The 24394-nt window shown below is 54.3% G+C and carries 21 protein-coding genes and 2 pseudogenes; 13 read left to right on the top strand and 10 right to left on the bottom strand.

All coding sequences use genetic code 11. The features are described 5' to 3' along the window. Positions 1 to 28 precede the first annotated feature (28 nt). Entirely contained in the window at positions 29 to 1135 is a 1107-nt protein-coding gene (locus JUJ53_RS12760) for an FAD-dependent oxidoreductase (RefSeq protein WP_204152401.1), read from the bottom strand. A gap of 20 nt (positions 1136 to 1155) precedes the next feature. Then, positions 1156 to 2118: a WG repeat-containing protein gene (locus JUJ53_RS12755; RefSeq protein WP_204152400.1), complete on the bottom strand. Its 963-nt coding sequence runs from the start codon at positions 2116 to 2118 to the stop codon at positions 1156 to 1158. Positions 2119 to 2241: 123 nt separating this feature from the next. Here JUJ53_RS12755 and JUJ53_RS12750 point away from each other — a divergent pair, with 123 nt between their 5' ends. After that, on the top strand, positions 2242 to 2760 hold the full coding sequence (locus JUJ53_RS12750) for a phosphoribosyltransferase family protein (RefSeq protein WP_204152399.1): 519 nt from the start codon (positions 2242 to 2244) through the stop codon (positions 2758 to 2760). Between the two features lie 290 nt (positions 2761 to 3050). After that, positions 3051 to 4637: a hypothetical protein gene (locus JUJ53_RS12745; RefSeq protein WP_204152398.1), complete on the top strand. Its 1587-nt coding sequence runs from the start codon at positions 3051 to 3053 to the stop codon at positions 4635 to 4637. An 80-nt stretch (positions 4638 to 4717) separates the two neighbouring features. Here JUJ53_RS12745 and JUJ53_RS12740 read toward each other — a convergent pair whose 3' ends face one another. The 6 genes from JUJ53_RS12740 to JUJ53_RS12715 form a co-directional block, all read right to left on the bottom strand. Then, a complete protein-coding gene (locus JUJ53_RS12740) occupies positions 4718 to 5080 on the bottom strand; it encodes a hypothetical protein (protein WP_204152397.1) in 363 nt (120 codons plus the stop codon). Positions 5081 to 5156: 76 nt separating this feature from the next. Then, positions 5157 to 6050 carry an ABC transporter permease gene (locus JUJ53_RS12735; RefSeq protein WP_204152396.1) on the bottom strand — a complete coding sequence of 298 codons (894 nt, stop codon included), beginning with the start codon at positions 6048 to 6050 and terminating at the stop codon, positions 5157 to 5159. Positions 6051 to 6183: 133 nt separating this feature from the next. Continuing rightward, complete coding sequence (locus tag JUJ53_RS12730) at positions 6184 to 7203, bottom strand: ABC transporter ATP-binding protein (protein WP_204152395.1); 1020 nt, start codon at positions 7201 to 7203, stop codon at positions 6184 to 6186. Positions 7204 to 7319: 116 nt separating this feature from the next. Further along, positions 7320 to 8315, bottom strand: a complete 996-nt coding sequence (locus JUJ53_RS12725) for a heme o synthase (protein WP_204152394.1) — start codon at positions 8313 to 8315, stop codon at positions 7320 to 7322. Between the two features lie 97 nt (positions 8316 to 8412). Beyond that, positions 8413 to 9372, bottom strand: coding sequence for a heme A synthase (locus JUJ53_RS12720; RefSeq protein ID WP_204152393.1), 960 nt, complete (start codon positions 9370 to 9372; stop codon positions 8413 to 8415). A 405-nt stretch (positions 9373 to 9777) separates the two neighbouring features. Continuing rightward, positions 9778 to 9978 carry a hypothetical protein gene (locus JUJ53_RS12715; protein ID WP_204152392.1) on the bottom strand — a complete coding sequence of 67 codons (201 nt, stop codon included), beginning with the start codon at positions 9976 to 9978 and terminating at the stop codon, positions 9778 to 9780. A 237-nt stretch (positions 9979 to 10215) separates the two neighbouring features. Between JUJ53_RS12715 and JUJ53_RS12710 the strand changes: the two genes are divergently transcribed. From JUJ53_RS12710 to JUJ53_RS12695, 4 genes are all read left to right on the top strand, one after another. Beyond that, complete coding sequence (locus JUJ53_RS12710; RefSeq protein ID WP_204152391.1) at positions 10216 to 11229, top strand: cytochrome c oxidase subunit II; 1014 nt, start codon at positions 10216 to 10218, stop codon at positions 11227 to 11229. A 72-nt stretch (positions 11230 to 11301) separates the two neighbouring features. Then, positions 11302 to 12966, top strand: a complete 1665-nt coding sequence (ctaD, locus tag JUJ53_RS12705) for a cytochrome c oxidase subunit I (protein WP_204152390.1) — start codon at positions 11302 to 11304, stop codon at positions 12964 to 12966. 101 nt (positions 12967 to 13067) lie between these two features. Next, positions 13068 to 13685: a heme-copper oxidase subunit III gene (locus JUJ53_RS12700; protein WP_204152389.1), complete on the top strand. Its 618-nt coding sequence runs from the start codon at positions 13068 to 13070 to the stop codon at positions 13683 to 13685. A 543-nt stretch (positions 13686 to 14228) separates the two neighbouring features. Next, complete coding sequence (locus tag JUJ53_RS12695; RefSeq protein WP_204152388.1) at positions 14229 to 15809, top strand: TM0106 family RecB-like putative nuclease; 1581 nt, start codon at positions 14229 to 14231, stop codon at positions 15807 to 15809. 41 nt (positions 15810 to 15850) lie between these two features. Here the strand turns inward: JUJ53_RS12695 and hisC are convergent, their stop codons facing one another. Continuing rightward, positions 15851 to 16906, bottom strand: coding sequence for a histidinol-phosphate transaminase (hisC, locus tag JUJ53_RS12690; RefSeq protein WP_204152387.1), 1056 nt, complete (start codon positions 16904 to 16906; stop codon positions 15851 to 15853). Positions 16907 to 17105: 199 nt separating this feature from the next. On the opposite strand from hisC, the gene JUJ53_RS12685 reads away from it, so the two are divergent. The 3 genes from JUJ53_RS12685 to JUJ53_RS12675 all read left to right on the top strand — a co-directional run bounded on the left by JUJ53_RS12685 (position 17106) and on the right by JUJ53_RS12675 (position 19479). Continuing rightward, positions 17106 to 17657 (top strand): shikimate kinase, encoded by a 552-nt coding sequence (locus tag JUJ53_RS12685; protein ID WP_343327947.1) that lies wholly within the window; start codon positions 17106 to 17108, stop codon positions 17655 to 17657. Between the two features lie 121 nt (positions 17658 to 17778). Continuing rightward, positions 17779 to 18678, top strand: a complete 900-nt coding sequence (gene argB, locus JUJ53_RS12680) for an acetylglutamate kinase (RefSeq protein ID WP_204152386.1) — start codon at positions 17779 to 17781, stop codon at positions 18676 to 18678. Between the two features lie 135 nt (positions 18679 to 18813). Continuing rightward, positions 18814 to 19479 carry an SDR family oxidoreductase gene (locus JUJ53_RS12675; RefSeq protein ID WP_204152385.1) on the top strand — a complete coding sequence of 222 codons (666 nt, stop codon included), beginning with the start codon at positions 18814 to 18816 and terminating at the stop codon, positions 19477 to 19479. Between the two features lie 72 nt (positions 19480 to 19551). Here JUJ53_RS12675 and JUJ53_RS12670 read toward each other — a convergent pair whose 3' ends face one another. Next, positions 19552 to 20193: a ferritin-like domain-containing protein gene (locus JUJ53_RS12670; RefSeq protein ID WP_204152384.1), complete on the bottom strand. Its 642-nt coding sequence runs from the start codon at positions 20191 to 20193 to the stop codon at positions 19552 to 19554. 1309 nt (positions 20194 to 21502) lie between these two features. Here JUJ53_RS12670 and JUJ53_RS12665 point away from each other — a divergent pair. From JUJ53_RS12665 to JUJ53_RS12660, 4 genes and pseudogenes are all read left to right on the top strand, one after another. Beyond that, positions 21503 to 22117: an AAA family ATPase gene (locus tag JUJ53_RS12665; protein WP_204152383.1), complete on the top strand. Its 615-nt coding sequence runs from the start codon at positions 21503 to 21505 to the stop codon at positions 22115 to 22117. A gap of 147 nt (positions 22118 to 22264) precedes the next feature. Further along, positions 22265 to 22497, top strand: a pseudogene (locus JUJ53_RS25500) (hypothetical protein). After that, positions 22494 to 22606: pseudogene (locus tag JUJ53_RS25495) on the top strand (VapC toxin family PIN domain ribonuclease); the annotation flags it as partial. The pseudogenes JUJ53_RS25500 and JUJ53_RS25495, both read left to right, overlap by 4 nt. Before the next feature lie 242 nt (positions 22607 to 22848). Beyond that, positions 22849 to 24327 carry an alpha-amylase gene (locus tag JUJ53_RS12660; RefSeq protein ID WP_204152382.1) on the top strand — a complete coding sequence of 493 codons (1479 nt, stop codon included), beginning with the start codon at positions 22849 to 22851 and terminating at the stop codon, positions 24325 to 24327. Positions 24328 to 24394: the final 67 nt, after the last annotated feature.

Below are 24394 nucleotides of genomic sequence, written 5' to 3'. Positions count from 1 at the left end.
AGGTATGACCCAAACGTGGCGCGATCGCCTAGGCTGGCTCCAGTCCAAAGAATTTCTGCACCCAGGCCGCGATCGCCTTGGCCGTGGCCGGTGCTAGCAGGACGCCGTTGCGATAATGACCGCTGGCCAGCCAGACGTTGGCGGTTCCAGGCAGCGGTTCCACGATAGGGGCCGGGCGGTTGAAGGGGCGAGGACGCAGACCTGACCACGTTTGTACCACTTGGGCCTGGCTGAGGCTAGGACAGAAGGTGATCGCCCCTTCCAAAACTTGGTCGAGCAGCGTTGGATGGGCCTGAAGCTCACCGACATCATCGGGAAACTCCACGGTTGCGCCAATCCAATAGTCGCCATCCCCAAGGGGAACGATGTGGATGTCACTGCCGGTGAGGACGGGCTGAAAGTCTGGATGTCCGAGAACTTCCGGTAAGCGCACCCGCATGGCTTGACCGAGCACCGGGCGAATATCGACGGGTTGGGCGATCGCGGCCGTGAGGGGCGTGGATCCAAGGCCAGCGGCGATCACCAGGCCATCAACAGCTAGGTCTCCGTCTGTGGTGTGCAGCACCTGAGCTGTCCCGTCGGCGGCACAGTCTACTGCCGTGACGGTCGTTTCCAGTTTCAGAGCAACACCGCGCTGCTGGGCTGCATCGAGCAAGGCGAGGGTGAGGGCGGTGGGATCCAGTTGGCGATCGCCGGAGGAGTAGATCGCCGCCATAATCGTGTCATCTTGCACCTGGGGGCAGCGATCGCTCAACTGATCGCGACTCCAGCATTCCAGGCTCCAGCCCTGGGCCCGACGAGTGCTGATCAGGGTATCCCAATTGGCCAGGTCGGCACCTTCCGACAGCAGCATGACAATGCCCTGGCGGTTGTAGGGAAAGGCTTTACCCGTAAGCTTCTCTAGCTCGGGTATCCAAGCGTCGTAGCAGCGCAAACTGGTTTCCCGCATGCGCCAGGCCCGTCCCTTGGTTTTATGGCTAATGGCTCCCATTAAAACGCCGAGGGCAGCGCCGGTGGAGGCTTGGGCGGGCTGATGTTGCTCAAGCAGGGTGAGATGCAGGGCGGGGATATGGCTGAGTTCGTAGGCGATCGCTGCGCCAACGACACCACCGCCAATGATGGCAAGATGAGGCATAGGGGGTTAACGACGTCCTGTTAGCGGCTTGATGGAGGAGCGGGCCAAACCTGGTCTCCCGCTGGGTTGATATAGGCTGGCTGTCCTTCAACCATAACGTAGGCTAGCCCCTCGGAAAAGCTATAGGCGTAGTCATAGCGGAAGGGAATCACCACGTCGCCTTGGTGGTTGATAAAGCCCCACAGACCGTCAAGGTTTTGCACCGGAGCTAGCCCATTTCCAAACATCCAGGCTTGGGCATAGCGGGGAGAAATGGACAAGCTGCCATCTGGGGCGACAAATCCCCATCGCCCTTGCACGCTAACGGGAGCCAGTCCTTCCGAAAAAGAGAAGGCGGCGTCAAACTGGGGGGCGATCGCCATCTGTCCTGTGGTATCCACAAATCCCCAGCTAGAATAGCCAGTCCAGCTAGGGGCAACGGAGACGGGAGCGAGTCCTTCGGCAAAGAAGCGAGCATCGTAGAACTTGGCGGGAATGATCACCGTACCTTGGGGGTCAATGAAGCCCCAGCGGGCGGCTTGGTCGTCGGCAACCTGGTCGGCGATCGCCACGGCGGCCAGGTGATCCTCCCCAAATTCATAGCCCCAGACATAGTCGGGCTCTAGGGCGATCGCCCCTTGGTTGTCCACGAAGCCCCAGAGGTCGTCCTGTTGGATGACACCGAGCCCCTGGCTGAACAGACCTGCCGCATCAAACTGGGGCGCAATGGCCATGGTGCCGCTGCGATCGATATAGCCCCAGCGTCCGCCCACCTGCACCGGCGCTAGCTCTCCACCCCAAAAACCTTGGGCTGCTTCAAACTTGGGTGCCACCGCGATCGCGCCCGTCTCGTCGATAAATCCCCAGCGGTCATCGATGGGAACGGGATAGAGTTGGGGGCGATCGCCGCTCTCGGTGCCTTGGGCAGCTTGTGCCCCAACCAGACCCAGCGTGATCACCAGGGGGGCAAGCGATCGCGCTAGGTAGGAATGGTGTAACAGCATGGTGTTTTAGGGGGTGTCTGAGTCTGTTGTCACGAATCTTGGATGAACCCAATCTAACCCAACGCTTGCAACAGTTGTATGATGCTTTTCATTCGTGATTGCCAAGAGTTAGGAGCGCCAACCATGTCAGACCTCTATGTGTCGTGGGCAGACTATCACCAAAAGATTGAACAACTGGCCGTGCAGATCTATGAATCGGGCTGGCAGTTTAACCAAATTGTTTGTTTGGCGAAGGGGGGGCTGCGGGTCGGCGATATTTTGGCTCGCATCTATGATGTACCGCTGGCTATTTTGGCGACCACATCCTATGGGGGCAAGAATAACCAAACCCGTGGCTCAATTACCTTTGGGGCAGATCTGACCAAAACGACGGCGAACTTGGGCAGCCATGTGCTGTTAGTGGATGACTTGGTCGATTCTGGGGTGACGCTGCAGAAAACCCTTCCCTGGCTGGATCGCCGCTATGGATTTTATATCGAAGAGGTGCGCACGGCGGTGCTGTGGTACAAGGACTGTTCGGTGATCAAGCCGGACTACTATGTAGATTACTTACCTGATAATCCATGGATTCACCAGCCCTTTGAGCAGTATGAAAGTCAGAGCATCCAAGACTTTGCAGCCAGCTACGCGTCGGTGTCCTAGCGATCGCTCCTGCTGGAACGCTGGGGGATGGGCGGATGGTGGCTACCTATGGGGCGATCGCTAGTAATGATATTGAACCAGCTTGGCCCTTGTGGAATCGTTGGCCAGCTTTTGTCCATGGGGGGTGAATGGGGAGCGATCGCTCCTGCCTGCTGCCGATCCGCATCTTTCTCCCAGTCTGTGTCAGGAGCCTATGCATGTCGATTCGCCAGCACTGTGCTTGAATATGGTGTGCCATGCGTGGCGATCGCGTGGTGCAGGTTGGTGTACTGGTGGGATAGGAGACTTGTATGGATCTACCGTTTATTTTAGACATTGCTATTGGACTCATCTTTGTTTATCTAATTTTGAGTCTGCTAGCATCTGAGATTCAGGAATTAATCGGTACTGTCCTGCAGTGGCGAGCGGAGCATTTGAAAAAATCCGTGGATCAGTTGCTCACGGGTGATGAAGCGCGGCAATCCCACCTTTCCGAGTTTGTCGATGAGCTATATCGTGCTCCTTTGATGCGATCGCTCAACCAGGAAGCTACTGGGGCGATCGCCCGAGGATTTCGTTGGTTTGGACAGATGATCTACAGCGCCTATACAACCCTCACGCGATCGCCCAAGATCTTTGGGGAAGCCGATAGTGGCCCCTCCTATATTCCTTCCCCAACCTTTGCGGCTGCTTTGATCCAAAAGCTGAAGATTCGGGAGTTGGGGCACAAGTACAGTGAAATTTTGCTGCGGGACGCGGTGGAGGAAAAGCTGACGCAGATTCAGAGTATCTTACTCGATTTGCGCTACAGCGTTGCCAATGATGCCCTGTTTGAATCGGAAGTAGAGCAGCTTAAGCAAAATCTCAATCGCATTATTTACGACTTTTGCCAACAGCGGCGATCGCTGAGCCAAAGCCTGAAGGATGTGACAGATTATCTGCTGGAGTTTACGCAGATTATTGATCAATTGCTGATCAACGACAATCACTGTAAGGATATTGTTCGTCGCCGGTTACCTTATCTGCGTCAGTCTGTGGGGTTGGCTATTAGTCCGCCAACCCTCAGTGAAGTTGTCAGCCTGCTGACCGATCGCACCACCTACGATCGCCTCCATCCAGAACTGCGAGATCTGGTGGATCAAGCCTTGGCGACGACAGCTCCATCTCAGGCGCAGGTCGCCCTTCCCCTCCATCTCCAGCGTAGCCTCGGAGACCTGGCGCGGATGGCTGAAACCAGTGTAGATGCCCTAGAGCAGTCGCTAGAAAAAAGCGTTCAGCACCTCGAAGTTGAGCTGAGTAGCTGGTTTGATCAATCTATGGAGCGGGCCAGCGGCGTGTATAAACGCAATGCGAAGGGCATTGCTCTGATCATTGGCGTGGCGATCGCCTATGTGGCTAATGCCGATACGCTATACATGATCGAGCGGCTCTCCCAGGATTCAGATCTGCGTCGTGCCATTCAAACCGCAGCTGGCCAACTGCAAACGCTCCCCAGTGCTGAGCCGCCTAGCTTGTCAGAGCAGTCGTTGGATCAGCCATTGGATGGAACTGATTCCCCGACAGGATCGGCCGATACCTTGACGGGGCTGACCCTACCGCAAACCGATGCCTCTAATACTTCTAACCTAGATGCCGCAACGCCTGAGGCTGAACAACTGCGGCGACTGAAGGCAGCCGTGGCGGAGAACCTGGATGACATTCCGCTACCGATCGGGCGATCGCCAATGGTGACCGAGCAACAGCAAGCCGCGAGCCAATCGTGGCCCGTGCCGATCTTGAAGCGAATGGTGGGATGGGTGCTGAGCGGCATCGCCATTTCCATGGGAGCCGGATTTTGGTACAACTTGCTGGGAAGTGTGATGCGGGTGAGGAACACCGGCGATCCACCGAAATCTTAGCGAAGCACGGCTTTACAACCTCAAGATTCTTGATCCGTCCGACAAGATCATCAAGGTTTGACCCGAATTTTTAGCAAGCGCTAGTTTTCGCTGGGTGCCTGGGTGTCTTGCTCTTCCTGTTGCTGCATGCGGCGGAGCTGTTCGGCGCGGAAGTCGGAGGCAGCGGCGTCAATATTGTCTCGCTGCTGATTATAGAACTGCTGAGACGATTGTCCGTTGTTCAGGTTCATGCGGTGGTAGATGTCAAACATACTGCCGCCGTTGTTGTTGTCGAGGATATTGCCGCTGCCGCCATCTTGAGTGCGCAGTCCCTCTAGGGGATCGAGGTCGGAGGATGTTGTAGTTTGGGCGATCGCAGTACCGGCTGCCAGCAGGCTGCTGGTTGCCAGTAACCCTATTAGGGCGGTGCGACGGAGGAATCGAACGGTGGAGACTGTTGCCATGGTCATCAATAGTTGCAAGAAGACGTGAACTACAGTAAGAGACGCTGGATGCCCTGAATTTGCTCCCAGCCTGCTGTTAGGAAAGGGTGCGTTTGAGGGTGGAGCGAACGGCTAAAAGGGCGATCGCATCAAAGACGACGAGTACCGCTAGCGCCGCCACCATGGAGACTGCCCCAAAGGGAGCCTGCATCACCACGCTGGTCAGCGACCAGTCGCTGTGGGTGTAGATATAGCGGATGGGCTCAATGGCGTAGCTGAGGGGATTGAGGGTTGCGACGACCTGTAGCCAGGCGGGCATAAAGGAGAGGGGGGCGAGGGCCGTGCTGGCGAATAGGAGCGGTAGGTTGGTGACAAAAATGACGGCGATCAGTTCCACATGTCCTGGCAAGGAGAAGGCCAATCCCAAACTCAGGGCGGTGACGCCCAACACCAGCAGCAGGACGATGGCGGTGACTAGCAGCAATCCTCCTAGACCGGGCAACCCTGCGCCTAGGAAAGCGCTGGTGCCAACAATGGCAGCGGTTTGGATCAGGCTGAGGGTGGCAATGAACAGAGCTGAGGCCAAGACAATGGACAGCCGCGAGGCCAAGGGAGCCACGAGCAGGCGGTTGAGAAAGCCAAACTCGCGGTCAAACATCACCGGCAGTCCGGCATTCAGGGCACCGCCAAAGGCTGTGAAGACAATGATGCCGGCTCCCAAAAATTGTCCGTAATTATCACTTTCCCCAAACAGTCCGCGGGGGACGTTTTGGAACAGCGCCCCAAAGAGTACCAACCACATCAACGGCTGGATCACTCCAGCAATCAGGGTCGTTGGGCGGCGCTGAAGCTGAATGAAGAGGCGGCGGGTGAGGGCTGCCGTTTCTTGGACAAACTCAGAGGAGAACAGACCTGGGAGGGCGATCGCTTCCGGGATCGTCGAGGCCGTAACCTCGGGTGATGAGACTTGGGGTGTTACCGTACGTGTCATAGGAATTAGCCGTGCAGTTCAGCGGGGATCAACAATCAACTACTCAATCAACTACTCAATCAATGATTCAATATCACACTATCAACCTTGCTCCGCATTCGTGTGGGTAGCAACGGGCGAGAGCGAGAGAACCTTAGCGCATATTTTGCTTACGCTCTGCCTTGGGATCGCGGCGGCTGGCGGCGGCAAGTTCAGCATCCATCAGGGTTTTGCCGGTGGCCGCTAGGTAGACATCATCGAGGCTAGGGCGAGACTGGGAGATGCCGAAGGTGGGTAGTCCGGCCTGGTGCAGGGCCTGTTGAACGGTGGTCAGGGCATCGCTTTGGGGCGTCACAATTAAGTTCAGGGAGTTGCCCTGGGCGGGATTGACGATCACCTCTTGCACGCAGCTCACGGATTTTAGAGCAGATTTTGCCGTTTCGACTTCATCAGCCGGGGTAAATTCGCGGATGCGGAGGGTGATGCGATCGCCCCCGAGCTGATCCTTGAGATCGGATGGCCGGCCGGTAGCCAGGACGGTGCCGTTGTCAATAATCGCCACGCGGTCGGCGAGGGCGTCTACTTCTTCTAAATAATGGCTGGTGATCAGAATGGTGGTGCCCTGCTCACGCAACTGACGCAGGAAGTTCCAAACAATCACGCGGCTTTCAATGTCTAGACCCACGGTGGGTTCGTCTAACACCAGCACATGGGGCTGATGGAGTAGACCTGCGGCCAGGTCTAGGCGCTTGCGGATGCCGCCGGAGTAGGTGCCGCTGCGCTGGTCAATCCATTCTGTTAGCCCCAGCAGATCAATCATGTGGCGAATGCGATCGCTGCTTTGCTGGGATGGCAAATGGTAAAGAGCGGCCTGGAGCTGGAGCAGTTCTCGTCCGGTGAGTACCTTATCGATGGCGACTTCTTGAGCCACGTAGCCTAGGAGCTGTCGGGCGCGTTTGGGATGCTCTAAGACGGAAATGCCGGACACCTCCACAGTACCGGCATCAGGTGTGGTGAGGGTGCAAAGGCAGCGAAGGGTGGTGGTTTTACCCGACCCGTTGGGGCCCAGTAGCCCAAAAATCTCCCCTGGCTCGACCTGCAGGGAGACGTTCTGAACAGCGTTAACGGAACCGTAGCATTTTTGCAGATTTTGAATGCAAATAGCAGGCGTCATGGGTTTCCTAGCGTGATGCATCAGTGGTGATCGGCGATCGCTTGGGGATCATGTCCGCCAATGCGATCGCCATCACATGAAAGACTCTGCCTTCTATTCTAAAGTGTGAAGCTTTTTTACGGGACGCGAATTTGATTGATCGGCACAGCGCTGACGACCATATCCAGAGTTTCTGTTAGCTGACTTACGAAGGCGTGGGTGGCCGGTAAGCTATCCACGGCCATACCCGCCGACAGCAACATCATATAAAAGATGGAATATTTGAAGAGCGATCGCGCCAATTGCAGATCCGCTGGCTCCTGCAGCAACGCCCAGGCCTTGCCCACAAAGATTCCGCCTAGGATCAGCGCCGACAGAGCGTAGAACGCACCCAGAACGCCAAAGGGATAGACCAGCAGCAGGGTCACGGGGACGAGCAGCAGGGTATAGACCCAAATTTGCTGAGCGGTGGATACCTCGCCGTGGATCACCGGCAGCATGGGGACACCGACCTTGGCATAGTCTTCGCGGATCATCATCGCCAGAGCCCAAAAGTGGGGGGGCGTCCACAGGAAAATGATGATGAAGTAGATCCAGGCGGGCCAGCCCAGATCGCCGGTTACCGCAGCCCAGCCTACTAGGGGAGGAATAGCACCAGCGGCACCGCCGATCACAATATTTTGGGTGCTGTGGCGCTTCAACCAATGGGTGTAGACCAGCACGTAGGTGACGATCCCAGACATGGCCAGGCAGGCGCTCAGCAAATTGGCAAAGACCGTCAGCAGGGTAAAGGAGATGACGGCTAGGGCAATGGCAAACACCAGAGCATCGCGGGGCTGCACCCGTCCCGACGGTAGGGGGCGATGGCGGGTGCGCTCCATGTCATAGTCAATGTCGCGATCGTAGAGACAGTTGATGGTATTGGCGGCGGCGGCGGCCAAGGCTCCGCTCAGCAGGGTTACGAGCAAGAGGACGGGGTCAACCTGGCCTTCGGCGGCCATCCACATACTGCCAGCGGTGGTAATCAGCAGCAGGATAATGATGCGTGGCTTGGTGAGTTGCCAATAGCTACGGAGCACCTGCCAGATGTTGGTATGGTGCCGAGGGGATGGATGTAAGACGGATTCATGCATTCAGTTCAAGTCCCAAGGGTTCGCAACGGTAGAAATCGGGGCGGAAAGTTTGGTGAGGATAGCAACGTTGGTGAGGCTGCCAAGGGGTGGGGATCGCTCAAGCACCCACGCGATCGCCCAGCGAAATGGAGGGAAGACAGCGATCGCGGCTGCCTAGCACCGTGAAGCAGACGAGGGTACCTAGGAGGGCCGCGCCAACGGCTTGGTGGGCAACGGTGAGCAGCTCAATTTGCAGGTGAGCATAAAACGTGGATAGACCCAGACCCACCTGGATGCAAAGCAGCGCCAGAGCCATGAAACCTAACTGCCGCAGGCTCGCCTGCAGGGCCGGGGTGCGCCAAACGCCAATCACCAAAATCAAGGTGCCTAGGCTGGCGGGGATCACGCCCAAGACATGGCTTTGCAGCACTGTGCAAAAGGTATTGCCACCGGCTAAACATTGGTGCAGAGCCCAGCGGGATCCGACTAGCGCCCCCGTGATGCTCTGGGTGTAGATCAGCAGAGCCGCAACTAGGCTGACTTGGGGCCAATTCCCCACGGTGCCGGTGCGTTGATAGGGCAAGAGCAAGCTCGCCATCACCAGCAGGGTGATAAAAAATAGCAGGGCCGTCCCGAGGTGGGCGGTGACAATGTCAAACCGCAGGAGTTGGGTGACAGTCAGAGCGCCTAACAGTCCCTGAGCCATAATCAGCCCTAAGGCTAGCAATGCCCCCCAGGGTACCCACTTGGGCAAGGCGGCTCGCTGCCATAGGCTGTAGACCACCAACGCGATCGCCATCACCCCGATCAAGGCAGCATCTAGGCGATGGAACCACTCCAAAAAGACCTGGAGGTTCATCTGCTGGCCAGGAAAGAGAGTGCCGTAGCATAAGGGCCAATCGGGACAGGCTAAGCCGGCATTCATGACGCGGGTGGCGCTGCCAATGGCCATCAAGATCCAAGTGGCGATCGCCATTTTCCATAGCAAGCGTCGCACCCGGTCTATCGGCAGCGGTTTCGCTACAGAGGGGGTTGCCAAGGCAGTTGAGATAGTGGGCTGCAGGATGGAGTCTGTCATGCAAGCGTCTCCAAAGTCACCATAAATTCGGAACAGATTCGGGATAGATTCGAGTTGAAGGGTTCCTTGCGGGGAACAAGATGTCAGACGGTTAGATCTAGGCAGATCTCATATCTATCTAGGTAGTCAGATCTAGTCAGACCTCGTTCGAGGCTGAACTGGACGGATTGGCATCAAGGTTGGCAGCAGGTTGCTGAAATGTGTGAAGAAAGTTTAAGAGATGCCACGTCCTGCCCTAGCGTCTAACCCCTACACTTTAATGACTCTATTCGGCTCTGGGGAAAGCTTTTGGAATTTCTTCGGATTGTGGGGTAAAAATCCCAATGTTTTTACAGAAAATCTTTAGAAATGATTGTTCGTAAAGCGCAGGATTTTGTTACGTGTTGCAATATCCCTGGAATGCGTTCAAGTCAGTTGTAGCGATCGCCACACTTTAGCCGCTGTCTGCTGCGCTGGATCTGGGGAAAAGATTAAAGATGCCTTACAACGCTCCCGAAAATCAAAGGACTGCTTTAACGTGGTAAGCGTAGTGGCTTCTCGCGGTAGAACGACCACGACTCTACGTCCTGTGTATTCTTGATGCTGAACTTGATGCTGCATGGTCATGGTTCGTAGCACCTCTGAAGGGTTTCAGGTGACGCGGGTGCATGGGGCATCAAGATGTGGCAGACAGGGGCATGGCGATCGCCTTCATCACACCCGTACAGTCTTGCTGTTTCCTTGAGCGATCGCTGCACCTAGACCCTCACCCCTAAGCATCTGCACCGTGCCTCGACGTTAGTTTCTCAACGTCAGCCTCTCACCACCGTTCCACCGTTTGCCGAATTCTCAACACCAATAACTGTGAAAATTCCGAGTAGTATTGCCACCATGCTGGCGGGCATAGCCCTAACCCTAGTGAGCCTGTGGTATGGACAAAACCATGGGCTACTGCCTGTCGCCGCTTCCAACGAAGCCTTACTGGTTGACGGCTTATTCAACACCATGATGACCATCTCCATCGGGCTGTTTTTGCTCGTGGAAGGTGTTCTGATCATCGCGATTCTGCGATTCCGCCGTGCCAAGGACGACACCACCGACGGCCCGGATATTGATGGCAACATTCCCCTAGAAATTGTCTGGACAGGCATTCCGGCGGTGATTGTGCTAGTCATTGGGGTCTATAGTTTTGACGTATATTCCCAGATGGGCGGCTTTGATCCCAACGCTGCGGGGGATCCTGCGGTCACTCAGGTGGCCATGACGGGAGAGGGTGACTATGCAGCTCCTTTGATGGATGGCAGCAATTCCCATGGTGGTCATCACCATATGGCGCTGGGGATTGGCGCATCACCGGAAAAGGCTGGGCAGATGGCCGATCTCACCGTTGATGTGATGGGGCTGCAATATGCCTGGATCTTCACCTACCCCGAAACAGGGATCATCTCGGGTGAACTACATGTGCCCCAAGGCAAGGATGTTCGGCTGAAGCTCAAGGCCCAGGACGTCATTCATGCCTTTTGGCTACCTGAGTTTCGCCTCAAGCAGGATGCTATTCCTGGACGAGATTCTGAACTGCGGTTTACCCCAACCCGTGCCGGCGACTATCCGGTCATCTGCGCTGAGCTATGTGGCGCTTACCATGGCTCGATGGTGACGCGCATGTATGTGGACACGCCGGAGGAGTTTGAAGCCTGGAAGCAGCAACAAATTGCTAGCCGCCCAGATATCAATGAGGTAATTGCCTCCCTCGATCGCCCTCGTACGGATGTGGATTACCTCACGCCCTACGCCGACGATATGGGTTTGGAGCCTGAAATGTTGCGATCGCTCCATGAGTCCCACGCAGGGGCTGAGGTGTTGACCCAATCGCTCTAAGCCTCAAGAGGCTCTTAAAGCTAGCCTGCCTACGATCCATTGCAGACCTTGACGTGACTTGATAACTGACGCATGACACAAGTTGATATTCCAGCGTCCGTCCCCGCCCAACCTGCACACCATGCGGAAGCAGAACGCAAGTGGACAGACTTCTTTACATTCAATAGTGACCACAAGGTCATTGGTATTCAATACCTCGTTACCTCGTTTGTGTTTTATCTGATCGGTGGAGCGTTGGCCACCGCCATTCGTACTGAGTTGGCTACCCCGCCGTCGGACTTTGTCAGCCCCGATTTTTACAACGGCATGTTGACGCTGCACGGCACCATCATGATCTTTTTGTGGGTGGTGCCTGCCGGAGCCGGTCTTGCCAACTACTTGATCCCGTTGATGATTGGGGCCAAGGACATGGCGTTTCCTAAAATCAACGCCCTGGCTTTTTGGATGATTGTGGCGGGTGGTGCGCTGCTGCTCTCTAGTTTTTGGCTAGAAACGCCCCAGTCTGGCTGGACGTCCTACCCACCCCTGAGTTTGGTCTCGGGCAAGGTGGGCGAAGGCATCTGGATTTTTAGCCTGCTGATTTTGGGTACCTCGTCGATTCTCGGGGCGCTCAACTTTGTGGTGACGATCATCAAAATGCGGGTGCCCTCCATGGGCATTTACCAAATGCCGCTGTTTTGCTGGTCGATGCTGGCCGCTGGTTTGCTGATTCTCACCGGCACCCCGGTTCTAGCGGGAGCGCTGATTTTATTGGCGTTTGACCTATTGGCCGGCACCGCCTTCTTCAACCCCACCGGCGGTGGCGATCCGGTGGTCTATCAGCATATGTTCTGGTTCTACTCCCACCCAGCGGTCTACATCATGATTCTGCCGCTGTTTGGGGCGATTTCCGAAATCTTGCCGGTGCATTCCCGTAAGCCGATCTTTGGCTATCGAGCGATCGCTTACTCCAGCATGATCATCAGCTTCCTAGGGCTGATTGTTTGGGCCCACCATATGTTCACCAGCGGCACGCCGGCCTGGCTGCGCATGTTCTTTATGATTGCCACCATGATCATTGCCGTACCAACGGGGATCAAGGTTTTTGGTTGGCTAGCCACCATCTGGGGCGGCAAGATTCAGTTGAACAGCGCCATGCTGTTTGCCCTAGGATTTATCGCCACCTTTGTGATTGGTGGGATTACCGGGGTGATGATTGCTTCCGTACCCTTTGACATTCACGTCCACGATACCTACTTCATCGTGGCCCACATTCACTACGTTCTGTTTGGCGGATCGGTATTTGGCATCTACGCCGCCCTCTACCACTGGTTCCCCAAAATGACGGGGCGCATGATGAATGAAACCTGGGGACGCATCCACTTTGGTCTGACCTTCGTGGGCATGAACCTCACCTTTATGCCCATGCATGAACTCGGGCTGCTGGGGATGAACCGCCGGGTGGCGATGTATGATCCCCGCTTTGCGGATTTGAATGTGCTTTGCACCATCGGCAGCTACATTTTGGCGGTGTCTACGGTGCCGTTCATTGTGAATGCGCTGTGGTCTTGGTTTAAGGGCAAGCCGGCTGGGGATAACCCTTGGAATGCGCTCACCCTAGAGTGGCAAACTACGTCGCCACCTGCGATTGAGAACTTTGAGGGCATTCCTGTACTCACAACCGGCCCTTATGATTACGGCAAAAACAACGAAGACCTTGAGGCTTCATCCACAGACACCCCAGTGCTTTCTAGCTAGGGCGATCGCGATCGCTTGTTCCAGATCCCTGGTTCGACCTACGGAGACAGGCGATCGCATCCCACTTGTATTGACCCCATTGGAATCATCCCCATACCACTATGCAAGGTTCTACGATTGATACGGCCCAGTCGCCGCTCAACTATCCCTCGGAAGCGGGCGGTCACCATGAAGACCATCCCGACCACCGCATTTTCGGCATCCTCGTGTTTCTGTTTGCAGAAGGCATGATTTTTGCCGGACTGTTTTTGGCCTATCTCACCTTTCGGGCCGTGACCCCCGTTTGGCCGCCAGCGGGTACCCCGGAGCGGGAGCTGCTGCTGCCGGGCATTAATACCCTGATTCTGATCGCCAGTAGCTTTGTGCTCCACCGGGGGGATACGGCGATTAAAAACAACGACACCAAGGGGATGCGCCTCTGGTTTGGCATCACGGCGGTGATGGGAGCCATCTTCCTGGCAGGACAGCTCTATGAATACAGCAACTTAGAGTTTGGTCTGAAGACGAATCTCTACGCCAGCACTTTCTATGTGCTCACCGGCTTCCACGGGTTACACGTCCTGTTTGGTCTGGTGCTAATTTTGGCGGTGCTCTGGCGATCGCGTCAGGAAGGGCATTATTCCAGCAGCAGCCATTTTGGCATCGAAGCAGCGGAGATCTACTGGCACTTTGTCGATGTCATTTGGATCATTCTGTTCTTGCTGCTCTACCTGTTGTAGCTGACGGCCGCGTTTCCCAACGGGCTGCCTAAGGGGTATGGGGGGCGATCGGGCGATCGCTCCTCGCAACTTCGGTCAGACACTGGAAGATCTGCTAGCGGGCTGTTAGCATAAGAGCAAGCTTGATCAGCTCTAGGTCGAACTCATACCTGGATTGATCTGGATGGGTTTGATGTCTGTTTGGCTGACGAAACTTCGAAGACCCTCACCCCAAACCCCTCTCCCAGGACGGTAGAGGGGCTTTAGAAACACCCTTCTTGCTCCCGTGATCCCTGTGGGAGAAGGGGCTAGGGATGAGGGAAACGATGGGTCAGTCCATCAGGTTTGATGCATGAAGAACCTCTGTGATGTTGGTTGAAGACGTGATAGTTCAGCTTCTGGATTGGATTTCTCCTCCGGTTAGACCCGCTCAGCCCGTTCCGATGAACGGTCGTGCTGTGCTGAGCCCTTGTTCTTGTCCGATGACGACGACCTTTGACGGCTAAGCCCCACCGACTCAGGATTGACGGGGCTGAGTCACAACGGTCAGCCTCGAATGTCTCCATGCCTATCCCTAGTGAGCGATCGCCCCATATCGATACATCAGCAGCGATCGCTCCTCTGTGGGTAACGGATGATCTGCTGTTTCACTACCAGCGCTGCAACCGTCGGGCCTTTCTGGATACCTACGGAGATGCCAGCCGCCGGGATACACCCAACGATTATTTAGCCAAGCTGCGCCAAGATAGCGTTGAATATCAGCTTGCGGTGATGGAAGATGCTCCGATTCAGCGTCCCCGCTATCCTCGGAGAGACTGGGCTGCTGGGGCAGAAGCCACCCTGGATCTGATGCGCCAAGGCGTAGACCGGATTGCCTACGGTGTGCTGACCATGCCCTACGGCGATCGCGTGCAGTTGGTCAGTTGTCCTAAGATGCTCGTGCGCCAGCCCGGCGCTTCGATCTTTGGCGACTGGATGTATGTACCCACGGATATCAAGCTGGGTAAGCGTCCCAAAACAGACTACCAAGTGGTGGCAGCGTTCCATGCCTTTGTGTTGACGCAGGTGCAGGGGGTGGCTCCAGATACGAGCTGGCTAGTGTTGCGGGAGCGATCGCCCCACGCCGTAAATTTAGAGGAATGGCTGCTGCGCCTAGATGATGTCTTAGAAGGCTGTGTGGCGATGCTGCTAGAGCAGGCTGAGCCAGAGGTGTTCATTGCCCGCAACCGTTGTGATCTGTGCCATTGGTTTAGCCATTGCTATGGCATTGCCCAAACGAAGCAGCATCTTTCCCTGTTGCCAGGGGTGACGCCCAGCCGCTATCAGCAGCTTGAAGAATTACAGTTAACCCATGTCGAGGCCCTCGCGGCCATGGATGCTAGCCAGCTTGAAGGCTTGCCGGGGTTTGGGGTGGTGGTGGCTCGTAAAATGGTGCGCCAAGCCCAGTCCTTGCTCTACGACATTGCCCTGCCCTACTCGGCGGATCCCCATCAATCCCTCGATACCCTAGATGGGCTATTGCTCACGCCAGAGGAGCTACCCACTGCACCGGTGGAGCTGTATTTTGACATTGAAGCTGCCCCCGAACATGATCTGATCTACCTGCATGGGGTGCTGGTGGTGGATCGGCAGGCGGGCACCGAGGTGTTCCATCCGCTCCTAGCTGAGCATCCCGACCAAGAAGCGGCGATCTGGTACCAGTTTCTCGACTTAGTGTGGCGCTATCCCGATGCGCCCATTTTCCACTTCTGTCCCTATGAGGTGCAAACGGTGAAACGGTTAGCCCATCGCTATCCCGTTGAGGGAGACTGGCTGCTGCCGCTGCTGTCCCGGTTTGTAGACCTGCACGAACGGATTACCCGCGTGGCTACTATGCCCGTGGAAAGCTATGCCCTCAAGTCTATTGCCCGCTGGATTGGCTTTAGCTGGCGGGATGCCGATGCGAACGGGGCTCAGGCGATTTATTGGTATGACCAGTGGATGACCACCGGCGATCGCTCCTATCTCGACACCATCCTGCGCTACAACGAAGACGACTGCATCGCCACCTACCGCGTCAAGGATTGGCTGACCGACTTCGTGCGCCAAGTGGCTCTGCAAGGCCGCCGCACCCGCAAGCGATCGCGTTCTAGCCTCCGCGCCTAGTCACAGCTATACCTGCCAAACCTCTTGCCTCACATGCCTGATTACAGCAGCGAACTCAGGGCTTCGATCAGCAGTTGGTTTTGCTCATCGGTGCCGACGGTGATCCGCAGTTTGTTTTCTAATCCCGAATGGCTGAAATAGCGCACTAAAATGCCGCGATCCTTCAACCCTTGGTAGAGCGCGCCGGCGTTGCCATGGGACGGGACGGTGACCAGCAGAAAATTGGTCTGCACATGCTCAGGCACTTGAAAACCGAGCTGCTTCAGGGCGATCGCTAAGGTTTGTCGAGAGGCTTTCACTTTGGCTGCACAGGCATCTTTGTAGGCCTGATCCCGCATGGCGGCTGCGCCCACGAGACAAGCGATCGCATCCACGTTGTAGCTGTCTTTGATTTTGAATAATCCGCTTAAGAGAGCTGGTTGGGCCAGGCCAAACCCGAGCCGTAGACCTGCCAGGGAATAGCCCTTGGACAACGTGCGGCTGATGATCACATTCTCAAACTCATGCACCAGAGACAGCGCCGTCTCTTCGGCAAAGTCTACATAGGCTTCGTCTACCACCAGGATTCCCGATAGCCCGGCCGCAAGCTGGCGCAGATCGGCGATGGGTGCCGAATAGCCCGAGGGACTGTTAGGTGAGGCGATGAACGTGACCGCACCCTGGGCGGCGATCAATGCCTCCACAGGCAAACGATGGTGATCCTCGTAGGGAATTTCTAGCACCTTCGCTGGCTGCATTTCAGCTAGGGTTTTGTACAGCACATAGGTTGGTGTGGGATAGACCACGGGGCGATCGCTGTCGGCGCAGGCCCGCACGAGCAGGTTCAGCAGTTCATCACTGCCGTTGGTGACCATGATCCAATCCATGGGCACGGCAAACACCTGGCTCACCGCTTGACGAAAATCGTCGGCGTAGGGTGTGGGATAGCGCCGCAGCCACTCGCTGTCCAAGGTTTGCAAAACCGCGATCGCCTCTGGAGAAGGCGGGTAGGGGTTTTCGTTGGTATTTAACTTAATCACCGGGGTGCCCGGCCGGGGCTGTTCCCCAGGAATGTATCCAGTCATGGCCGTAACCGCTGGCCGAAAATAGCTGCTCATAGCACTCACCAAAACAAAAGGGGGCAGAATTCCCCAACGCTCTTTATCATAGCGGGGAAGGCGATCGCGGTTAAATGCCTCGTTTCACGAACGGCCGATCACCATAGCCCCCTGTCCCCGTCTGACGCTAGAATCAGGGGCGCGGTCACCCCTCTGGGGCTGGCCTTTGTCCAATTACTCGATATGCAAGCGGCGCACCGTGGATGATTTTTTAAAGGGAACCAACCTCTACCTGGTCGGCATGATGGGTGCTGGCAAAAGTACCCTGGGCAAGATTTTGGCCCATGACCTCGGCTACCGCTTTGCCGACACGGACGCGGTGATCGAGCAGGCGGCGGGACAGCCCATCTCCGCTATCTTTGCCCAAGATGGGGAATCGGCTTTCCGTGCCCTAGAAACCCAAGTGTTGGGCCAGCTCGCCAGCTACACCCGCATGGCGATCGCCACGGGGGGCGGCATTGTGATCGAGCGCAAGAACTGGAGCTATCTACAGCATGGAGTCGTCGTCTGGCTCGATGTTTCCGTCGATTTGCTCTACGACCGCCTCAAGGGCGATCAGGCCCGCCCGCTGCTGCAGGCACCAGATCCTAAACAGGTGTTGCAAACCTTGCTCAACCAACGGCGATCGCTCTATGCTCAGGCAGATGTAACGATTTCAGTGACCGAACCCCAAGCGCCAGAAGCGATCGCTGCCCAAGTGATCGATCGCATTCGCGCCATCCTGCGGCCACCCCACTCCACCGCAGAGTAAAACGATAAGGATTTCATGACATTATCGCCATTGGCTCCTGCTTTCTGCCAAAATCTCTGACAGTTGAGCGTTATGCTCCATCGGTTGTGCCCATCTTCGCCCCTTTGCCACCAAGCCGCCCATGATCAACGATAACGATAGCAACTATATCGAACGAGACGAAGCTACCCGAGTTCGCGTGTTGAGCGAGGCCCTGCCCTACATTCAAAAATTTGCTGGACGCACCATTGTGGTGAAATACGGCGGGGCGGCGATGAAAGATAGCAGCCTCAAGGCCAAGGTGATGCGGGACATTGTGTTCATGGCCTGCGTGGGATTGCGGCCGGTGGTGGTGCATGGCGGCGGCCCGGAAATTAACTCATGGTTGACCAAGCTGAATATCGAGCCCCAGTTTAAAAATGGCCTGCGGGTCACCGATGCCGCCACCATGGATGTGGTGGAAATGGTCTTGGTGGGTCGGGTGAACAAGGAAATTGTGTCGTTGATTAACCAGGCAGGCGGGGCCGCGATCGGGCTCTGTGGCAAAGATGGCAACATGATCCTCGCCCGTCCCCAAGGCGAAGCGGGTATCGGTTTTGTGGGCGAAGTGAGCGCCATGAATACCCAGGTGATTGAAGCGATCGTCAACAGCGGCTACATTCCGGTTGTTTCCAGCGTGGCCGCCGATGAAACTGGGCAAGCCTACAACATCAATGCCGACACGGTGGCGGGCGAAATGGCCGCAGCCCTAGGTGCCGAGAAGATGATCCTGCTCACCGATACCCCAGGCATTTTGCAAGACTACACCGATCCAGCTACCCTAATTGCCAAACTGGACATTCAACAGGCGCGGCAATTGATTGATTCTGGCGTTGTCGGCGGCGGCATGATTCCTAAGGTCAACTGCTGTGTGCGATCGCTGGCCCAGGGCGTCAAGGCAGCTCACATCATCGACGGCCGCATTCCCCACGCGCTGCTCTTGGAAATTTTCACCGATGCTGGGATTGGATCCATGATTGTAGCTTCAGAATTTCAATCCTAATCTCAATCCTAAACGTCCTGAGAGTGGTCTGTGGCCTAGGAAATGTCAATTCTTGTAGCCCTGAGGGGTGTGAGAAGTCCTCCAAGGGCGATCGCCTTTCGGTACACTGGCCATTGGTGAATTCCAGGATCAGCCATGGCAATCTACGTCATCACGGGAGCAAATCGCGGCATCGGCTACGAATATTGCCGCCAACTCAAAGAACGGGGCGATACAGCGATCGCCGTTTGTCGTACACCCTCGAATGAGCTGAAGCAGCTAGGAGTGCAGGTCGAAACCGGCATTGATATTGCATCTGACCGATCGGTGGCCGACCTAACCGATCGCTTCGATGGGCTTGAGATTGATGTATTGATCAACAACGCCGGCATCTTGCAGCGCAATACTCTGGAAAATCTAGACTTCGAGAGTATTCGTCAGCAGTTTGAGGTGAATGCCTTGGGCACCCTGCGGGTTACCCAAGCTCTGTTGCCCAATCTCCACAGCGGCTCCAAGGTGATCATCATGACCAGTCGCATGGGGTCGATCGCCGATAATACCTCCGGTGGTTCCTATGGCTACCGCATGTCGAAAGTTGCCTTATCTATGGCAGGTAAATCCTTATCCCACGATCTAAAACCCCGTGGTATTCCGGTCGGCATCCTTCATCCAGGGCTTGTGAGCACCCGCATGACTGGCTTTACCTCCGGCGGCATTACGCCTGAAACCTCTGTGAATGGGTTGTTAGAACGGATTGATGCGCTCAATCTAGAAACAACCGGCACCTTTTGGCACGCCAATGGCGAGGTGCTGCCCTGGTAGGGCATTGAGCTCTGGTATACGACAAGCGATCGCCCCCTATGAAAGCGATCGCTCCTCGGTTAACTCAAAATCTTATTCAACCATCAACACCCACTCACTGCGAGTGTCGCCATTGATAAACGCTACAGGCACGTGATAAATATCTACGCCGAGGGAAATAAAGGCGGCGCGAATGGCCGTAGCATGGGCAGACTCGGTGGCTGCAATGGAGACCCCAGCGGTAACCAAGGCAGGGGTTTTGAACTGAGCGGCTTCATTGCCATAGGCGATCGCTGCATCGACCTCTAGCGCCAGAGCTAGCTTGGCAATATTCACATCCGAGTCTAGGTTACCTTCGCCAGCTTCAATGTAGGCAGAAACGTCGTAACTCTCTTCTGCCATAACGGGCATTCCGCCCAAGCTGGTGATCACGGAGGCTAGTAAATCCCGGTGTTCCATGTGGTCGGCTTGATTTCTGAGTGCAAGCGCCAAGACAGCCTGCCCAACCTCGGTTTCGCTCAGTTGAGGAGCAGCAAAGCCATAGGCCCAGATGGCTTGGTGTTCGTAGTACAGAGCGGTGTTCAAAATGCCTAGATCATTGGCTACATCGTCCTCGGAAGCCATAGCAGAACGCGGCTTGAGCAACGATAGGCCAATTGCGCCAGATAGACCAGCGATCGCACCCCCAGCCAGGATTTGACGGCGAGATAGCGCCTGCTTGGATGTAGGAATCATAATCAGTGTTCTCTTGTAAGGGTCTCACTCTTGTTACGAGGCGAACTCCAATTCGGATTGGTCTGGCCCTCATACCAATTGAATGGGAAGCAACACTGGACGTAGGGTGCGATCGCGCAGCGTAACGCACCGCAAACCCCCAGCAGTTATGCGTTATGCCGTCTAAACTATAGGCGGCGATAGCATGGCAACTGTGGGAATCGTGGTGGTTGATCAACCGGATAGCGAAGTCCGCTGATGGCAAAATGGAAGATATACGGATCTTTGCTGTCTATCTACCCCAGAGAGGGCTATTATGCAAATTATTTGCTGTCTAATTACCCTCTGGGGGTAGATAGGCTGCAAGTAATCTGCATATTCACCTGGTAGGAGGTATGTAGGCAGATTGGATCCATCCAATAAATTGTTAAGCTACTCAGTCTTTGGTCAAAACTCAGTCAGAAATTTAGCGGCTAATTGAGAATCAGTCCAATGAGGTTTTACCGTTATGATGACAGCCAAGGTTAGGTTTGAAAACAAAGTCTCGTCATGTTCATGTTTTTCAAATACACGACAAGCTTCAACTCCTCTATCTGCTCCTGAATTGGAATTGAAAACTTCAGTAAGTTTAGGACGTAGTTCTTCATCTGCTGTCTCCAACACTCGTCAGCAACCAAGATCTTTGAATCCTGCTCGTTTTCGGGGAAATTGGGCAGGATTTTTAACTCAACCAGGCAGAACCTGGGATTATGAAATGAGTCTCAGGCGCATAGGAACATCACGTTTTACAGGAACATCAGTAATCACTGATCTAAATAATCCAAGCGTTTTTGGAGTTATGTCGCTAAGAGGCAGAGTAGTTAATGGTGCTCTCCTCTTCAAGGAGATTCGAATTACGGATCAAAATCCGCCGCCTGGATCTCGCTGGTGTATTAAAGGCGGTCGCTTACAGATTTCGGTTTCTAACGGTAGGGTTTTCCTCCGTGGACCTTGGTCAGATCCTGGCTGTAATTCTGGACAAATTCGATTGAAGAGGAAGTAAATTTAGCTAAGAGTTGGCGATGTCAGGTGATGTACACCTATTTTAAGTGCGATCGCTGATCTTGTAGGGTGCGTTCCCTACTGCAACTCCCATCACCTCACAGATAGATTTTTGGGAACGCACCATATTCATAAATTCCTTGAAGCAAGTAGTAAGTAGTCACAGCCTAACAAAGCCTATGAACACCGATCGCCGAGAGGTAGTTGACTATGATACAGAGATTATTTGCGGCGGATGATGGGCATCGTTGAGCTGCTTTGGCAGAGTTGCAGTGTAGAAATCAGGCTTATGCAAGACAATTTTCAGAGTTGCGGTCAGCGAGTTTCTGTTATTGGGACTACGGGGTCAGGAAAGACAACCCTAGCACGACAAGTTGCTCAGCACTTGCAGATTCCTCATATAGAGTTAGATGCACTCCACTGGGAGTCAAATTGGACAGCAGCTTCAGAACAAGTTTTTCGAGAGCGAGTGACCAAGGCTGTGAGCAGCGATCATTGGATTGTAGACGGCAACTATAGTGGAGTGCGAGACATAGTTTGGGGTCAAGCTGATACAGTAGTGTTTCTGGATTATTCTTTCTGGCTAGTGATGGGACGACTGCTGCGGCGAACATTGCAGCGATCGCTTAAACAAGAGGAACTTTGGAATGGCAATCGTGAAGATATTTGGAAATCGTTCTTTAGTCAGGAGTCTATCTTGCTATGGATGTTGCAAACCTATCAACGAAATCGTAAAAAGTATCCTGCACTATTTCGGCAACAGGAATATGCACATCTATCTATCGTCCATTTGCTATCCCCACAAACTACAAGTGAGTGGTTGTTGAGCCTTAATAGCCCTAGCGGTACAGTCAGTAGCCCAACACCTCATTGGAGCGGACAGCCGGGGGATCTTAGTGCTTAGTTCAGAGATATTTACTGCCGCTCAACTGTGCCGTTATGATATTCCCATGTTGCTTTTTGGTAGGGTAGAATAGAGTGGACACGCTATGTCATTAGTAAGATAGCCATGTCTGAAACAACTGTAGAACGGTAAGATCTCGTTGAGGTAGTGAATACTCTGCCTGATGAGGTTTTGGTAGAGTTGGCAAATTTTCTTGACTACCTACGCTATAAAACGTCTCAGCGGTAGGGAGCCCGATAGTCCTAAGCATTTTTTTGCTATCTGTTGCAGCCGTGGATAAGTCTGGGCAACAGGATATTTCAGATTCGGATAAAGAAGTTCTACGAAATGAAATAGATCCTATTTATGGCTGGAACAGCAAACTAATCGATCAGTCATGACGGCAATACTTGACACTGGTTTTTGTTTGCCTTAACTGATCAGAGCGATCGTAATCATCAACGGGTTCTGGCTATCGCTCAAAGCATGAATGAGCCATTGGTAATGCCGAAGCCTTGAATGAATAGCGCGTCAACCAGATTTTATATCAGGTAGGCGAATGATCAACGAGCTTGACTACTTTCTGAGAAGCATACTAGACCGGGCGAGTAAATCCTGGCTTAAACTTTTGTGCTATTCACATCGATCGCCGATAGCCACAACGGAGAGGAATCAAGCTATGCTTTAGAGGCTGATCATGCTGTTCCTCAATCTCGGGTTCACTATTCCTCAAGGTACTTCAAAGGGCTTTTATGGCAAATGTAAATGGTGTCATGATGCAGTACTTCCATTGGTATACTCCTCCCGGAGGAAACCTTTGGAATGAGCTGGCGGAAAACGCTCAGACATTGGCAGACGCAGGGATTACCGCAGTGTGGCTTCCCCCAGCTTATAAGGGAACAGGTGGTGGATATGATGTGGGTTATGGAGTCTATGATTTATTTGATTTAGGGGAATTTGATCAAAAAGGATCCATTCCGACTAAGTACGGTACTAAGCATGAGTACATTAGCGCCATCAAGACGGCTCAAGAAGCGGGTATCGAAGTCTATGCTGATATCGTCCTTAACCATAGGCTAGGTGCTGATCACGAAGAAGAGTTTCAGGCACGTCCCTACAATCCTGGCGATCGCCACCAGCCCATGGGCGAAACTCAAACCATCAAAGCCTGGACGCACTTCACCTTTCCTGGACGTCAAGGTAAGTACTCCACCATGGAGTGGCATTGGTGGCATTTTGATGCTGTTGATTACAATGCTCTCAACGATTCGGAAGATGCTATTTATCTCTTTGAGGGAAAATCCTTTGATGAAGGGGTGGATCTAGAAAAGGGTAGCTTTGATTATCTGATGGGCTGCGACCTAGATATGGGGCATCCTGAGGTGCGGGGCGAGCTAGATTACTGGGGAGAATGGTATGTGAAGACGACTCAGGTAGACGGATTTCGGTTTGATGCGGTGAAGCATGTAAAGGCCAGCTTCTTTCCTGAATGGCTGAGCTATGTGCGCCAACATACAGAGCGCCCATTGTTTGCCGTAGGGGAATATTGGTCGGGTGGTGTGGAAGCACTGCACCACTTTATTGAGGTGACGGGTGGGGATGTAATGCTGTTCGATGCACCCTTGCACTACAACTTTAGTACAGCAAGTAAGCAAGGTGACAGCTATGATATGCGTCAAATCTTTGATGACACGCTAGTTAAGGATCAGCCTGCCTTAGCTGTGACCTTGGTTGATAATCACGATTCCCAGCCACTCCAGTCTCTTGAGTCTGTTGTGGAAGGGTGGTTTAAACCCATTGCCTATGCGCTGATTCTGCTCAGAACTGATGGCTACCCCTGTATTTTTGTAGCCGATTATTATGGCGCACATTACAAAGATGTAGGGCGGGATGGTCAGGAGTATGAAATCTGGCTCGATAGCCATCAGTGGCTGATCGATAAGTTTTTACAGGTTCGTCGAGACTATGCCTATGGCGATCAGTATGACTACTTCGATCATGCCAATACCCTAGGCTGGACACGTTTGGGAGATGAAGAACATCCCGGAGGCGTGGCAGTGGTGCTCAGCAATGGGGGAGACGGCAGCAAGTGGATGGAAGTTGGCCGGGCTAATCAGGTTTATGTGGATATTACTGAACATATTGATGAGCCGGTGACCACCAATGAGGAGGGCTGGGCTGACTTTCGCTGTCCGGCGGGTTCTGTGTCCGTATGGGTAGCGCAGGATTGATGCGGTTGAGATAATCGTATCGCGATAGAGGTCGGCCATCTCGGGGGCGATCGCCCCCCTCTATGAC

The sequence above is a fragment of the Leptolyngbya sp. CCY15150 genome (genome assembly GCF_016888135.1).
Classification (GTDB): Bacteria; Cyanobacteriota; Cyanobacteriia; order RECH01; family RECH01; genus RECH01.
Note: the sequence above shows the minus strand (reverse complement) of the source record. Positions and strands in the feature narration are given on the sequence as shown.